General features: G+C 67.1%; 16 protein-coding genes. 8 read left to right on the top strand and 8 right to left on the bottom strand.

The window, feature by feature from the left end:
• The first annotated feature begins 285 nt into the window (after positions 1-285).
• From FXO23_RS25185 to FXO23_RS25175, 3 genes are all read left to right on the top strand, one after another.
• Positions 286-864 (top strand): hypothetical protein, encoded by a 579-nt coding sequence (locus FXO23_RS25185; protein WP_158887904.1) that lies wholly within the window; start codon positions 286-288, stop codon positions 862-864.
• A 226-nt stretch (positions 865-1,090) separates the two neighbouring features.
• A complete protein-coding gene (locus FXO23_RS25180; protein WP_218952141.1) occupies positions 1,091-1,924 on the top strand; it encodes a transposase family protein in 834 nt (277 codons plus the stop codon).
• A 237-nt stretch (positions 1,925-2,161) separates the two neighbouring features.
• Complete coding sequence (locus FXO23_RS25175) at positions 2,162-2,710, top strand: GNAT family N-acetyltransferase (protein ID WP_158887903.1); 549 nt, start codon at positions 2,162-2,164, stop codon at positions 2,708-2,710.
• A gap of 467 nt (positions 2,711-3,177) precedes the next feature.
• Here the strand turns inward: FXO23_RS25175 and FXO23_RS25170 are convergent, their stop codons facing one another.
• The 4 genes from FXO23_RS25170 to FXO23_RS25155 form a co-directional block, all read right to left on the bottom strand.
• Positions 3,178-3,414: a hypothetical protein gene (locus tag FXO23_RS25170; protein ID WP_158887902.1), complete on the bottom strand. Its 237-nt coding sequence runs from the start codon at positions 3,412-3,414 to the stop codon at positions 3,178-3,180.
• Positions 3,415-3,437: 23 nt separating this feature from the next.
• Positions 3,438-4,208 (bottom strand): SDR family oxidoreductase, encoded by a 771-nt coding sequence (locus tag FXO23_RS25165; protein ID WP_158887901.1) that lies wholly within the window; start codon positions 4,206-4,208, stop codon positions 3,438-3,440.
• Positions 4,205-4,819 carry a VC0807 family protein gene (locus FXO23_RS25160; RefSeq protein ID WP_158887900.1) on the bottom strand — a complete coding sequence of 205 codons (615 nt, stop codon included), beginning with the start codon at positions 4,817-4,819 and terminating at the stop codon, positions 4,205-4,207. The genes FXO23_RS25165 and FXO23_RS25160 overlap by 4 nt, the downstream gene beginning before the upstream one ends.
• A gap of 152 nt (positions 4,820-4,971) precedes the next feature.
• The gene (locus FXO23_RS25155) at positions 4,972-5,526 is read right to left on the bottom strand and encodes a TetR/AcrR family transcriptional regulator (protein ID WP_158887899.1); all 555 of its coding nucleotides are present in this window, start codon (positions 5,524-5,526) and stop codon (positions 4,972-4,974) included.
• A 549-nt stretch (positions 5,527-6,075) separates the two neighbouring features.
• Here FXO23_RS25155 and FXO23_RS25150 point away from each other — a divergent pair.
• Complete coding sequence (locus tag FXO23_RS25150) at positions 6,076-6,582, top strand: hypothetical protein (protein WP_158887898.1); 507 nt, start codon at positions 6,076-6,078, stop codon at positions 6,580-6,582.
• Here FXO23_RS25150 and FXO23_RS25145 read toward each other — a convergent pair.
• The gene (locus FXO23_RS25145; RefSeq protein WP_158888014.1) at positions 6,504-7,568 is read right to left on the bottom strand and encodes an aldo/keto reductase; all 1,065 of its coding nucleotides are present in this window, start codon (positions 7,566-7,568) and stop codon (positions 6,504-6,506) included. The genes FXO23_RS25150 and FXO23_RS25145 overlap by 79 nt on opposite strands.
• A 117-nt stretch (positions 7,569-7,685) precedes the next feature.
• Here FXO23_RS25145 and FXO23_RS25140 point away from each other — a divergent pair, with 117 nt between their 5' ends.
• A complete protein-coding gene (locus FXO23_RS25140) occupies positions 7,686-8,519 on the top strand; it encodes a helix-turn-helix transcriptional regulator (protein WP_158887897.1) in 834 nt (277 codons plus the stop codon).
• A gap of 11 nt (positions 8,520-8,530) precedes the next feature.
• Here FXO23_RS25140 and FXO23_RS25135 read toward each other — a convergent pair whose 3' ends face one another.
• Together FXO23_RS25135 and FXO23_RS25125 are read right to left on the bottom strand one after the other, a co-directional pair.
• Entirely contained in the window at positions 8,531-8,740 is a 210-nt protein-coding gene (locus FXO23_RS25135) for a hypothetical protein (protein ID WP_158887896.1), read from the bottom strand.
• 814 nt (positions 8,741-9,554) lie between these two features.
• Positions 9,555-10,067 carry a hypothetical protein gene (locus tag FXO23_RS25125; protein WP_179956870.1) on the bottom strand — a complete coding sequence of 171 codons (513 nt, stop codon included), beginning with the start codon at positions 10,065-10,067 and terminating at the stop codon, positions 9,555-9,557.
• Between the two features lie 187 nt (positions 10,068-10,254).
• On the opposite strand from FXO23_RS25125, the gene FXO23_RS25120 reads away from it, so the two are divergent.
• From FXO23_RS25120 to FXO23_RS25110, 3 genes are all read left to right on the top strand, one after another.
• On the top strand, positions 10,255-10,614 hold the full coding sequence (locus tag FXO23_RS25120; protein ID WP_158887894.1) for a hypothetical protein: 360 nt from the start codon (positions 10,255-10,257) through the stop codon (positions 10,612-10,614).
• Between the two features lie 236 nt (positions 10,615-10,850).
• Positions 10,851-11,222, top strand: a complete 372-nt coding sequence (locus FXO23_RS25115) for a nuclear transport factor 2 family protein (protein WP_158887893.1) — start codon at positions 10,851-10,853, stop codon at positions 11,220-11,222.
• Positions 11,223-11,280: 58 nt separating this feature from the next.
• Positions 11,281-12,168 carry a proline iminopeptidase-family hydrolase gene (locus FXO23_RS25110; RefSeq protein WP_158887892.1) on the top strand — a complete coding sequence of 296 codons (888 nt, stop codon included), beginning with the start codon at positions 11,281-11,283 and terminating at the stop codon, positions 12,166-12,168.
• 407 nt (positions 12,169-12,575) lie between these two features.
• Here FXO23_RS25110 and FXO23_RS25105 read toward each other — a convergent pair.
• Positions 12,576-13,334, bottom strand: a 759-nt coding sequence (locus tag FXO23_RS25105; protein WP_158887891.1) for a PrpF domain-containing protein, incomplete at its 5' end; no start/stop codon positions are given.

The raw sequence follows: 13,334 nt of genomic DNA, 5'->3' as shown, positions 1-13,334 counted from the left end.
GAGGTCCGGGCGGGCACCGCAGAGGGGTGGCCGCCCGCACGAGCCCCGCGCTCCCACGTGCCCCCAACGGTCGAGCGCGGGGCTCCATTTCCCGGAGACGAGGAGTGCCCCGGCGCCGGTGCGGTGTGGAGCTGCTCGAGCGCCGGGGCGTGGGCGACCATACCGGCGGGCGCTGACAGCGCTCGGCGCTGCAGGCTGCATGCGGGGTAAAGCGTTGGGTGCACGTGTCAGTTGAGCCCGCATGGCGAATCTGAGAATACGTGACCGTGTTGGTAAAGGAGGAACATGCGTGCTCGCACTGCCTTGGCTGCGCTCGGCCTGGCTGGTGCTACCACCATCGGGCTCAATGTCCCAGCGGCTACTGCCGATCCGGCAGGTGACCCGCCAGCGGCGCTCGTAGCCAAGAGCACGGCACAATGCCTTGGTCTACCGGTCAAGGACCTCGGCCCAGGGCTGTCTGGACTGACGACGATCGGATTGCGGTCAGGGTGGCCGCGCCTCCGCGAAGAGGGAAGCATCCGCTGCTTCAAGAAAGCGGTCGAAAATCCACAAAACCCCGTCAAGATGCTTTGGGACAAACTGTCAGCGCTGCCCCCGAATCCACCGGCCATTCCCGGCAGCGCCGCCGGCAGCGGGCGCGTCGACGATGCCGACAGTGCCATGCTCATGGGGAACATAGGCAAGAATTGCAGGGATCTCCTGGAGGACACGGAGGTTCAGAACGCCATCGCCCTCAGCAACATTGGATTGGTGGATGTTCCCATCGTGTCGCAGAAAAAACAGCAGGCCTGCGCGGAGAACTCGGCGTTGGGCACGGAAGGCGCGGCGCCGCTGTCGCAACTCGTCGATGACATCCCCTCATGACCGGCAGCAATGGGGATTTTTCATCTTGTTGGTGCTGGTCAGCCGGGTTGACGGTGGGGGCTTTGGTTGCCTGGTAACGGGATTGGTGGGTTGCCAGGCCGGGGCCGGGAACGGGGTGGAGCCCCCGGAAGTTGATCAAGTCGTGACTCAAGAAACAACGTCCGGGGGCTCCGCGCCCACTGTCCCACACGACCCCATCGACGGCTCCTATCGCAGTGCGTTACCCGTGTCGAGGGCCACGATCACGTGGCTGGCGGGCCTGATCAGGGCGTATCGGGCGCGGATCGGGTCGCGCTGGCGCAAGGTCTCGCCGGGGCGGCAGGCGGTGCTGGTGCTGGCGATGCTGCGCAAGGACGAGCGGCTGTGGGATCTGGCCAGGCCTAACGCGGTCTCGGCCTCCACGCTGCGGCGCTGGCTGCTGGAGGTCATCGGACTGCTCGCCGCCCGCGCCCCGCGCCTGGACCGTGTCGTGCGGCGGCTGGCCGCCCGGGGTGTGACGGTGGTGCTGGTGGACGGCACCCTGATCCGCACCCGCCGCCGCACCGGGCGGCATAACCGGGCCAACTACAGCGGCAAGCACAAACACCACGGCCTGAACGTGCTGGCGCTGACCGACGAACAGGGCCGTTTGGAATGGCTCTCACCCGCACTCGCGGGCAGGATCGCCGATATCACCGCTGCCCGCCACCACCGGGTGCGCGAACGGCTGCACCGGGCCGGGCTGGACCCGGCCGGAGACAAGGGGTTTCAGGGCTGGCACAAGGACGTGCGCGAAACACGGGACTGCGACCACTGCCACGGGCGGTGCGCCCAGGTGGTGCTCACCCCCGACAAAGCCGAGGTGAACCACCCACGCACCGAAGCGCAGAAGACCGCGAACGGGGTGTTCAACGCGATGCGCTGCGCGGTCGAGGGCGGCTTCGCCGCCCTGAAAACCTGGCGCATCCTCGACAAACTCCGCCTCCACCCCCGGCATGCCACCACCCTCGTCCGCGCCCTGCTCGTACTTGTCCAACACGAACAAGCCACCCGCGACACCGCCAGCACAACCCCCGCCTGACCACTACCACACCCCGTCAACCCCACCCCACCAGCCAAAACCAAGATGAAAAACCCCCAATGGGGGGTGATTGACAGCTAAACGCTCTGGAGGTCTCTGTCGTAGGCCGAACGGCGGGTGGGGTTGGATCGCGTGGTCCAAGCTTGTGGTCACCGCCACGATGCTGTCGATCTGGTCGCTGTCGGTCGTGCGGGGCTTCTGCGCGGTGCTCGGTGGGCGTGGGATAGGTTGCGCGCCATGACTGAGCTCAGCTCCGTCGCCTGGCCACCTGTCCCGATCAGGACCGAGCGGCTCGTGCTCCGTGCGCCGGTGGCCCGGGACCGTGCGGCGTTCATCGAGTTGTTCGCCTCACCTGAGGTGGGCACCTACATCGGTGGTCCTCGACCGCGTGATGAGCTTGAGCGCGCAGTGCCTGAGGTGCCTGGGCGGCGCTTCGGCCTTTTCGTGGTCGATCTCGACGGGGCGATGATTGGCATGATCACGCTCGATCGGCGCGACGCTGAGCGTCCGGGTCACGTCCGGCCGGGTGCCGGGGAGAGGGAACTGGGCTACCTGTTCTTGCCGGAGGTGTGGGGGTGCGGGTACGCCGTCGAGGCGTGCGCGGCGGCACTCGACTGGTTCGCCGGCATGCGTCCTGGCGAGCCGGTGGTGCTCTGCACGCAGACCGCCAATAACCGTGCGATGCGTCTCGCGGCGAAGCTGGGGTTCGCCGAGGTGGAGCGGTTCGCGGAGTACGGCGCCCAGCAGTGGTTCGGCGTGTGGTCCTCGGTCACACTGTCTGGTTGAGGTCGTACTCGACGGTGCGGCGGATCGACAGGGCACGGCGGAGGCGGACGTAGCACTTGAGCATCTGCGCGGTTGCTGGTGCCGGATTCCCGGGATCTGATGCCGAATTAGGGTCGGTAGCAGCTCACCCAGGCCGTGGCGTGGTATTAGTTCGGACCCTGCGTGCCGGAGGTGGAGGTCACGTGGCAATCCGACCTGCTGAATCCGACGCTTTCGGCGGCGCGGAAGGCGTTGGCCTGTGCCTGCGATTCGGCATACCAGCGGGACGTGTCGCTGGCGGTGCCCGAGTAGCTTCCGCTGGTGGCCTCGAACTTCTCTGCACCGAGCGAGAGGACACGCCGGGTTAATCGGTTCAGATGCTCAGGTGCCGGGCGTCTCGATGTCACACATCGCGGCGTGTCGGTGCCGCCAGGCGATCACGCAATGTCATGGAGCCTTTCCGAGCAACGGTCGTTGACGTTCGGTGATCATGTTGGCCCGGTCGTGCTCGGTGTGAAGGATCGGGCCGCGACGGCGCCGACCGACGCATCGCCGCCGGATGCGCTGATGGTGGTGAGTCGCTCGGCGGACAGGGTAGCCAGGTAGGTGGCGAGCCGTTCGCCTTCAGCCGAATCGTTGTTCCTGGGGTCGATGAGCAGTTCACGGTCCGGAATGCTGGCATGCCTCCGACGCCAGGGCAGGTACGAGGGCAGCGGCGTGTCCATGATCGGCAATCACCCGTTGGGTGTCACGCTCGCCACTGACGGTCACCGACCAATGCCACTTCGGCGCCGCCGTCGGCGAAGATCACCTGACCAGTGACGAAGCGGTTCTCCGGGCTCGCCAGCCAACTGATGAGGTGGCCGACCCACTCCGGTCGGCCCGGGAAGCCGCCGAGAGGTTGCGGTGCGGCTGCCTCGACGGCGGTCCGCACCTCGTCGTCGGTGAGGATCCAGGCGGCGGCTGGGGTATCCACGACGCCGGGGGCGACCGCGTTGAGCGGGATGCCGACGCCGGCCCATTCGGGCGTTGGGGCGGTCCTTCGTACCCACCCATTCAGCGCGCGTTTCGCCATGCCGTAGGCGGAATCGCGCAGCGAGGGTTCGGCGTCCGCCAAGGCGATCGCGGTGGCTTCGTCACCGTCCGCGCAGGCCTGTAGGACCCGTTCGTCCGCAGGTGCCAGCGATGAGGTCGAGGACACGGCGACGGCCCGTGGGGCTTCGCTGCGGGCTAGCAGGGGGCGCAGCCCTTCGAGCGTTGCGACCGTGCCGAAGTAGTTCGTCTCGAGGAGCCCGGTCCGGCCGCCGCCAGCGACCGCCAGTACCGCATCGATGTACCCCCACCTCGCCACCTGATTGACCAGCGACTGGCGGCCGGCAGGCGTCGACAGATCGGCGATGACGTCGGCGTCGCTCAGGTCGCAGCCGATGACCCTGGCACCTTGGGCACGAAGGATCGACGCGGTGGCAGCGCCGATTCCGGAAGCCGAGCCGGTGACGACGTACCTGCGCCCGCTCATCGGCCGTCCTGGTCGGGGTTGTCGTCGGCAGGTTCGGCTGGTAGGAGCGGTATGCCCTTGCGCCTGAAGGTCACCTGACCGATCACCTCGGCGAGGATGATCAGCGCCACGAGCTTGAGCGCACCGATCAGCGGGACGCTGTCGACCGGCATCGTGTAGGCCAGTACCACCGTGCTCGCGGCGTCGAGCAGCAATGCGGAACCCCAGATCATCGTGCCCGCGTGCACCACCCGCCGGAAGGCCGGCGTGTCACGCCACGCGGCGTTGATCTGTTCGCGCAAGGTGCCACCGGTGAAGGTTCGCAAGGCGTACAGGTAGTACGGGGTCCGTGGGAGCGTCAGCAGGATCCAGATGCCCGCCACGGCGGTGATCCAGCCGTCGCGCGCCAGCAGGGTTCTCGGACTGCCGGTCAGGAACGACAACGCGACGCTGAGGAGCAGGACGGTCACGATGAGGCCGGCGAGCATGTCGATCCGCCGTTTCGTGATCACCGAGTGAACAGCTTTGACCGCCGGTGCGACCAGGCCCAGCATCAGGGCCGTCCACTGGTCGACCCCAGCCGCGCGCAAGCCGTAGAACACCGCGATCGGCGCCACCGCGTTGATCAGCATGCTCATGACCAGCTCGCGTTGCGGGCTGGCCTCGCCGCCGGCCGCTGGGTTCACCGTCGCCCGCCGAACTGCCGGGAATGTGCACTAATGACCATGCGGTCAATAGTAATGACCGCATGGTCATTAGTCCAGTGGCAGGGTCCGGCGCGGCGTCAGCTCCCGGCTCGCATGCCGCTGAGCAGGATCTCCGCGAGCTGCGAGGCGTAGTCGCGGGGATCGACCTCGGGATGGTCTTCGAGGTAGGCGAGCATGATGTCGATCGAGCCCTGGTAGGTGACCGCCATGACCCTGGTGTCGAAGTCACGCAGGCTGCCCTCGGCCTGGCCGCGGCGGAACAGCTCCTCCTGCCCGAGGTAGGTCTCCTCGTAGAAGTCGGTGACCACCCGTTCGGCGCCGTCGGGCCGGCGAAGGTTGTGCATGATGCGGTTCAGCGCGATCAGTTCGTCCCGATGGGTCAGGATCTGCGAGGCGGCCAGGGGCAGGGCGGCGCGGATGATGTCCGGCACCGACTGGTCCAGGTCGAGCGCGTCGACGATCTGCCGCCGCATGGTCTCCATCGTCACCTTCGCTGTGGACTCCATCAGGTCGTCCTTGCCGGTGAAGTAGCGCCAGACCAGTCCCTTGGCGACATCGGCGCGTGCGGCGATCCGGGTCAACGACGCGCCCTCGTAGCCGCGGTCGGCGACCTCCCGGATCGCCGCCGCCATGATCTGCTTCCGTCGTTGATCTTCACTGAGGCGTTGGCGCGGGCCGCGTGACGGGCGGGAGGTGGACGTCATGACAGTGACGACTCTGGCACAGGCTTCGCATCCACGACGGACACACTACTGCCCATAAATTGGGTCAAGGCCCAGCTGACCTCGGATCTGCACCGTTGTTGTTTACAGTCCCGGCATCGAGAGTTGGCCGACGTGCTACGTACCGCCGCCCAGGTGACCGGCGTCGACCAGTCCTACCGTGGGTGACCGTCAGTTACCAGACCCCGGCCGGGCCGCAGACGGCGAAGGCTGCCCTGCTCGTCGGGCGGAGAGGATTCGCAGTGCGGTTCGCCGTTCGGCGTGGCCGGACACTCCTGCCCGATCTTCCAGCGGATCCTGTGCTGGCGTGGCATGACCGACCCGGGTGCCTGGTCCTGCAATGCGGACAACCGTGCTGGCGGCTCGTGAACCTGACCACCGAGCACGTGCTTGTGTACCCCGACGAACCCGACGTGCTCGGGCTGCGACCCGCTGTGGCTGCGGCCCCGCCTGTCCGTGTTGCTGCGCAGCCTGGTCGACCAGCGCCAGCAGCTGGACGCAGCCTTGCGACACCGGAGCACGCCCTTCCTGTTTCCGTGGATGCGGGCCGGCCGACCGCTGACCTCGGCTGCGCTGCAAGGGCGACTGCGCAAGCTGGGCATCCCCAGCACCCGCACCGCCCGCAACGGCGCGTGGCTGGCGTTGGTCGGCTCCGTGCACTGGAAGATGCTTGCCGATCTGCTCGGCGTTGCCGACGGCACCGCCAGCACTTGGCACAAGGAAAACGGCTGCGACGCCAGCTACGTCGCCACCCGCCTGCGGCAGCAACACCAGCCGACCGGGCCCGACCTGACCGTCTGCCGACACTCGTCGCCAACGGCGCAGCCAGCTGTGCCGATGATCACCCCGGGGGCGGCGGTGGTGCTGCCTCGGCGCTCGGTCGGGTATCAGCGGCGGGTTTCGATCTTCAACTCGCCTGTGGTCACCGTGCGGATGTGGTCACTGGCGAGCAGGTCGTGCGGGTAGCCGAGGTCGATCGCACTGACCTTGTCGAGGCGGGCCAGCTGATCGGCGGTGAGGTCGACCTCCAGGGCACCCAGATTGCCCTCCAGCTGCTCGGGGGTGCGAGCGCCGATGACGGGTGCCGTCACGCCCGGGTTCTGCAGGGTCCAGGCCAGGGCGACCTGGGCGGGTGTGTGTTCCACCTCCGCGGCGACCTCCCGGACGGTGTCGGCGATGGCGAGGGTGTGTTCGGTGACCATGCCCAGATTGGCGTTGAAGCTCTTGCGGTTGCTTTCACCAGAGTCGGTGCTTGGCGCGGTCAGGTCGGCGCGGCTGTACTTGCCGGAAAGCACGCCACCCCCGAGCGGTGAGTACGGGGTCACACCCAGCCCCATCGCCCGTGCCATCGGGATCAGATCACGTTCCCCGCCCCGGTTGATGAGGCTGTATTCGATCTGCAGCGCAACCAGCGGCGACCAGCCGCGCAGGTCGGCGATCGCCTGCATGCGCGAGATCTCCCAGGCCGGGGCGTTGGACATCGCCACGTACAGGACCTTGCCATGGCGGACCAGATCGTCCAGGCCGCGCAGGATCTCCTCGACCGGTGTCGTGAAATCCCAGACGTGCAGGAAGAGCAGATCGAGGTAGTCCGTGTTCAGCTGCCGCAGGCTGGTCTCCACCGACGCGAACAGGCTCTTGCGGTGAGCGCCCCCGGAGTTCGGGTCGCCGGGCCGTCGCAGCGTCGTGTACTTCGTCGCCAGCACCAGGTTCTCGCGGTGGTCGCGGGTGAATTCGCCCAGCATGCGCTCGGAGCTGCCGTTGGTGTAGGTGCTGGCGGTGTCGATGAAGTTGCCGCCGCGCTCGACGTAGAGTTCGAACAGCTTGCGCGCCTCGTCCTGCTCGGCGCCCCAGCCCCACTCGGTGCCGAAGGTCGCCGTGCCCAGGGCCAGCGGTGAGACCCGCAGCCCGGAGCGGCCCAGCAGCCGGTAGGTGTCGAGGGTGAGCGACATCATGTCCTCCAGTACTTGTGGTCCGTTGTCGAAAACAAGTCTGTGACCGCCGCGAGCTGGGGGTAAGGGAAGGAAGTTCCTGGGAACACCAGTCCTACCCTGGCTGTTGGACCAGCCATGATCACCAGCACCGTGGACGTGACCCAGGAGCTGGCCGCGTTCCTGCGGACCCGGCGCGAGCGCCTGGACCCGCACGATTTCGGTCTGCCGTCGCGTCGGCAATCCCGGCGGACCCCGGGATTGCGTCGCGAAGAGGTCGCCGAACTGGCCGGTGTCAGCACCGACTACATCGTGCGGCTGGAACAGGCTCGCGGGCTGCGGCCCTCGGCGGAGGTGGTGGAGGCGCTGGCCCGGGCGCTGCGCCTGGCCCCCGACGAACGCGCCTACCTCTTCGACCTGGCCCAGCAGCGCCCCCGCGGCACCGAAAAGCTCGCCACCACTGCGGCGCCGTCGCTGGCTCGGCTGGTCGCCGACCTGTCACCGCTGCCGGCCATGCTGATGAACCACCGCTACGACATCCTGGCCTGGAATGGCGAAATGGCGAGACTGCTCCTGGATTTCGACACCCTGCCGCCGTCGCAGCGCAATGCGATGTGGCTGTGCCTGATGCATCCGGAGACGCGTGAGTTCTACGTCGACCGCGAACGCGTCGTGCGGGAGGGGATCGCCCACCTGCGCGCTGCGTGGGCCGCGCACCCGGAGGATCAGGCGTTGACCGACCTCATCGCCGAATTCACCGCAGGCGACGAGGAATTCGCGCGATTGTGGGCCGAGCGCGACGTCAAGGTCAACGGCCGCGGGCGCAAGGTGATACGGCATCCTGACGTCGGTGTGATCGCAGTGCATTTCGAAACGCTTACGCCACTTCAAGATCCGGACCAGCTGTTGGTGATCTACCGCGCCGCGGACGATGAGAGCCAGTCGGCATTGCACCGGTTGTGCGCACGGTGATGTCGAACCGTTCATTCGTGTACTGAGCTCAGATCGTGCGTGGTCATCAGCGGGTCGTCGCACTCCGCCGGGCGGGCGGCGATCCGCGCGGCGAGCACCCGCAGCACCAGCGCGTCACTGGCCGGAATACTCTGCTGGAGCCGGTCGACCAGGTCAGCGTGGTGCCACGCGTCGACCAGGTCCGACTCGTCCTCGACGACTTGATCAGAATCGGTCACCATCAGCCCCTCTTCCCCCTCGGCGGGTCCTGCCGCCGCTACTTGGCTCGGGATGCGCCACCACCACTTAGCGCAGGTGGTCAACGATCCCGTCCACGCCGCTGAGATCCACATTCGTGCTGCTCATATCGGCAGACACCCTGCCACCCGGGACCGACACTTCCAGCCCGGAGCAGGATCACCCGATCCGGTGCTACCCAGCCAGCACCATCAGCGCCCCCATCGTCCACTCAGGACTCAGCTCAGTCGGGGTTCCGAAAACAAGCTCTCACCGAGCAGGACGACGAACACGAGGCGGCCTGGCGTGAGCGGCCCTCACGGCCGCCAATGCTGAGATACTCGCCCACCGCGACCGTATCGGCGAACTCCTCGGCCATATCCGCGACCTGCAAGCCGAGCGGGCCGAGGCAGCCGCCCAGAGGATCACCACCGAGAACACCACACTCAAGCAACGCGTTCGCCAGGTAACCACGGACAACCGCACTCTCGACGAGCGGCTGAAGGCCGCGCGGTCGAACCTGCGCTTCCAAGACCGACGCAGGTTCGACCTGGAAGCCCAGAACCGAACCCCGTTAGGAGTCTGATCGCCGACCGCCGCAGAGGGCTTCGCACACCGAGCAGCGGCTCCGTCTCGACACCGAACGCACCCAGCTACGCGAAGCCAGCCTGCGGCTTCTCGCCGGTATCCCGGCCCGCAGCAACGGCGCCCTCACCGTCTCCGGGCTCGCCGCCGAAGCCGGGCTGCCGCGCCACCGGCTCTACGAACACCACACCGACCTCGTCTCCGAGTTCGAGACCGCCGCAGACGGCGGCCCGCTCACACCGAACATCCAAGCCCTGCAACAACAACTCGCGGACGCCCACGACCGGATCCGTGCGCTCGAAGAAAGACGAGTTCCCACAGGATCGCCTCGTGCCGGGCCTTAGTGCGCTCGTGCACGACGAGCCGCCGGTAGAGGACCACCCCGGCGCGCTCGGCGGCCTCCCTGGCCAGTTCCCGGTGCCGCTCACCCGAGGTCGAGCCGGAGTCGATGAGCCACAGGTAACCCAGCAGCAGCCCCGCGCAGCGCACCGGCACGCACAGCCGCGGCTGCGCCCCGGCCACCCGCACCTGGCCGGGGCTCGTCCACTGCGCGATGCCGTGGGCGAGGACCTCCTCCTGGAGGTCCGTGTCGATCGAGCGGTTGAGTACCGACGACACCCGGACGCTGTCCTCGTCACCGAAGTGGCGGCTCGCCGCGAGCAGCCGGATCGACGGATCGTCGATCGCCACCGACCGCCGCAGCCGCTCGGCCAGGTCGTCGACGATCTCCTGCAGGTCGTCGGCCATGGCGCTCACCTTCCCCGTCGTTCGGGCGTCCCCCGACTCTGCCTCGGCGACGTCCGGAAGGCGAGCGACACATGACGCCAGAGATACCCGACCCGTACGACAGATGTCGCAGAGTCGAGGTCCTGCCAGGGCGACGTCCGTCGCAAGTCCTTCCGCGAACTGCTTGACTTCTGTGTGAGGCGTGAGGGTGTCCGGCCGCTCGATACTCGACATCGGCGGCAGGCCTGCGCGGGCCGCGCATCGCGACATCGAACGACGAGGAGGAATTCCCCTGAACACCTCGGGTTTCATGTCCCCGGCCCACGTCGACCAGATGAACCGCCTTCTCGCGGAGTCGGTCGAAGTGCGCGACGCGGCCGCCGCCCTGGGCGGGACCTACGCCATGACCTACCAGCTCGACGGAGCTCCGACAGGCACCGAGTACTGGACGACGGTATTCGGCCCCGCCGGTGTGCACTTCGAGCTGAAGGCTCCGCGCACGCCACCGGACGTCCTGGCGATCGGCCGGCGCGTGGCGACGATCGACACTCGCCTGCCCCCGGTATGACCGAGGCGGCGTCCTTGTCCCGGTGGTGCGCGCATGGGCATCGCTCGGAGAAAGACAGGCGGAAAGGGTTGATTTCCCGAGAAACGAGCGAAGGGCGGTTTCTTGGCCGAATCTCGCTGCCTGATGTGAAAGGGTAAGTCAAGCCTTACGTTCCGGGGTTTTGTCGTTATGCTGGGATCGCCGATCCGGCCTTACCTTCACCCAGCGTGCCAACAACGATGAAACGAGAACGAGGTATGGGGCAGAACATTGCCGAGAAAGCGCTTCAGTGGCTGCGGCACCTGGAGTCCTATGACTTCGCCGGTATGCGAGCGATGTGTACCGACAAAGCCACCGTGTGGCACAACGACGGCGCGCCGCAGCAGACGATCGACGAGAAACTGGACCAGTTCAGCCCGCTTGTCGCCACCGTCGATTCGTTACGGTACGACGTCATCCGCCAGTTCCGGAATGCGAACGAGGTGCTCCACCAGCAGGTACTTCACCTGGCCATGTCCGACGGGTCCCGCAGCGAGATCCACGCCGCGATGTACTTCCGCTTCGAGGACGGCCTCATCGACCGGGTCGAAGAATACGCCTACCCCATGCCGGTGGGCGAGACGGCATGATTCCGCATTTGCTCTCGAAGAATGGTTCCGGCAAAGCCGTGGGACGGGCGGTCGGCGGATGACCGGTTCCCGGGTGGACATGGTCGAGGGCGAGATCGCCGTGCCAGGAGGCAAGGTCTGGTACCGCAGGTCGGGCAGCGGTGGCGTGCCGCTTCTCCTCGTGCACGGCGGGCCGGGCTATCCGAGCGATCTGTTGTTCGAGGCGTTCGAGCCGCTTGCCCAGGAGCGTGAAGTCGTCTGGTACGACCAGCTCGGGGTGGGGCGTTCGGACCCGATCGACGATACGTCGTTGCTCACGGTGGATCGCTTCCTCGACGAACTCGGCGTGGTCATCGAAGGTCTGGGCCTGCGACGCCCGCACGTCTATGGCCACTCCTGGGGTGCCATGCTCGGCCTGCAGTATGCCGCGCAGCGGGCACCCGACTGGACGAGTTTGATCTGTGCCAACGGGTTGGCCAGCGTACCCCGGTTCACCGAAGAGGTACGAGAATTGCTGGCACAGCTACCGGGTGAGGTTCTCGACCGCACCTATGGTCGTGAACTCAGGGGAGAGACGGACGATCCCGATTACCTGGTCGCCCAGGGCGAGTACATACGAGCAATGGTTGTGCGCACCTCCTCGGTAAGCCTCGACCCGGATCGCATGAGCATGCTGACGTTCAGGACGATGATCGGCCAGGCCGATTACCACGTTACGGGAACCCTCAAGGATTGGGACATCTTCGGCGAACTCGACCGTATCCGAGTCCCCACCCTTGTGCTCGGCGGAGAGTTCGACGAATGCGTTCCCTCGCACCTCGCGGACATCGCCAGCCGAATCCCGGACTCCGAGCACGTCACGCAGTCCGGCGCCGCCCACATGGGATATCTCGAAAAGGAGCCGCTTCGCCGCGAATACGTCTCCATCATTCAGGACTACATGACACAGATTGAAGAACGTTCGTAGTGTCGCCGGGGCTTGAACCGCCGCCGGTGACCGGCGATCCGGGAAGGACGATGCTGGTGACGTCTTCGGCGGCCGGTATCAGGGTATTGCCGACCAGCTCGCCGACGTCCGTCGTCCGGTTTCCGGACAGGCCCACGCCCCGAGGGCCGGGGGACGATCGTGAAATCCCGCGCCGGCTCGGGCATCAGCTCCCGCCACGCCTACCAGGGCGGCACATTCTTCGGAGGAGCCAACCCAAAAGAGAACGTGTCCCGGGAAGCGCTCTACTGCCACTGCCATGGCCACTGCGGGTTCGATTTGCATGGTCATGCTCGCGGCGTCCACCGTGTCGGCCGATGCCGTCCGACCAAATACGCTCAGCCCGGAAGCCATGACATACGCCGCAGTGAATAGGTTTCGTCGTCGGATCAGGACGCCGCGTCCAGGATCGAACGGGGGTAGTAGACGTTCCCGTCCATGAGACGGCGGGCGGTACGGCTGAAACCGAGCAGGGTGAAGCCGCTTTCCGGGGGTGCGCCGTTGCCGGTCGTGGTGACCTTGACCGGGGTGATCCCGGAGGGATGCCCGATCAGCAGCGTGCCGGCCCGGCGCTGTTCGCTGACGGCGGCGACGACCGAACCCGTCGTCCGCGAGGCGGCGGCGAGGCTGATGGACGCCGTGCCGGCGATGCTTTCGTGCAGGCGGTTCATGAACATCAGCCGTACCCGCAGGTCCATGTCCCGGCCCGCGATGGGCGTCCCGTTGAGCGTCGTGGTGTCCGCCGGCGGGGCGATCAGCCCGATGAGCGGAAACCCCGGCGAGCGCTCCTCGGCGCGGCGCCAGTCGTCGCAGAATCCACAGAGGACGGACGCTTTGCCGCGGATCTCGGTGAGGACCGCGAGGAGGGCGGCATCCTCGTCGATCTCGTTCGGACTTTCGTCACCGGCGAGGCCAACCGCCCGGGCGGGCACCCATACCACTGGATTTCCGGCGTCGGACAAGGTCAGTTCGATGTCGCGGCCGTCTTCGAGCGCGATCGTGTCGGTGGCGTTGCCGGTGGGCAGCAGGCGTCCGGTTGTCGCGCCGACGGTGCCCGACCAGTCCATGACGATCTCGGCGCCGGTTCCCGGAACTCCCGGGAGCGCGAAGTCGCCGGTCACCTTCGCCTTTCCGTTCTCCACCGGAAC

The sequence above is a fragment of the Amycolatopsis anabasis genome, from assembly GCF_009765355.1.
Lineage (GTDB): Bacteria > Actinomycetota > Actinomycetes > Mycobacteriales > Pseudonocardiaceae > Amycolatopsis > Amycolatopsis anabasis.
The sequence above is the reverse complement of the archived record's forward strand: the minus strand, read 5'-3'. Positions and strand labels throughout refer to the sequence as shown.

Coding starts and splice junctions, on each gene's coding strand:
- FXO23_RS25140 (WP_158887897.1), top strand. CDS start 7,686: ATGATCACCAGCACCGTGGACGTGACCCAGGAGCTGGCCGCGTTCCTG.
- FXO23_RS25115 (WP_158887893.1), top strand. CDS start 10,851: ATGGGGCAGAACATTGCCGAGAAAGCGCTTCAGTGGCTGCGGCACCTG.
- FXO23_RS25170 (WP_158887902.1), bottom strand. CDS start 3,414: ATGGACACGCCGCTGCCCTCGTACCTGCCCTGGCGTCGGAGGCATGCC.
- FXO23_RS25185 (WP_158887904.1), top strand. CDS start 286: ATGCGTGCTCGCACTGCCTTGGCTGCGCTCGGCCTGGCTGGTGCTACC.
- FXO23_RS25145 (WP_158888014.1), bottom strand. CDS start 7,568: ATGTCGCTCACCCTCGACACCTACCGGCTGCTGGGCCGCTCCGGGCTG.
- FXO23_RS25110 (WP_158887892.1), top strand. CDS start 11,281: ATGACCGGTTCCCGGGTGGACATGGTCGAGGGCGAGATCGCCGTGCCA.
- FXO23_RS25125 (WP_179956870.1), bottom strand. CDS start 10,067: ATGGCCGACGACCTGCAGGAGATCGTCGACGACCTGGCCGAGCGGCTG.
- FXO23_RS25165 (WP_158887901.1), bottom strand. CDS start 4,208: ATGAGCGGGCGCAGGTACGTCGTCACCGGCTCGGCTTCCGGAATCGGC.
- FXO23_RS25155 (WP_158887899.1), bottom strand. CDS start 5,526: ATGGCGGCGGCGATCCGGGAGGTCGCCGACCGCGGCTACGAGGGCGCG.
- FXO23_RS25135 (WP_158887896.1), bottom strand. CDS start 8,740: ATGGTGACCGATTCTGATCAAGTCGTCGAGGACGAGTCGGACCTGGTC.
- FXO23_RS25160 (WP_158887900.1), bottom strand. CDS start 4,819: ATGCTGATCAACGCGGTGGCGCCGATCGCGGTGTTCTACGGCTTGCGC.
- FXO23_RS25175 (WP_158887903.1), top strand. CDS start 2,162: ATGACTGAGCTCAGCTCCGTCGCCTGGCCACCTGTCCCGATCAGGACC.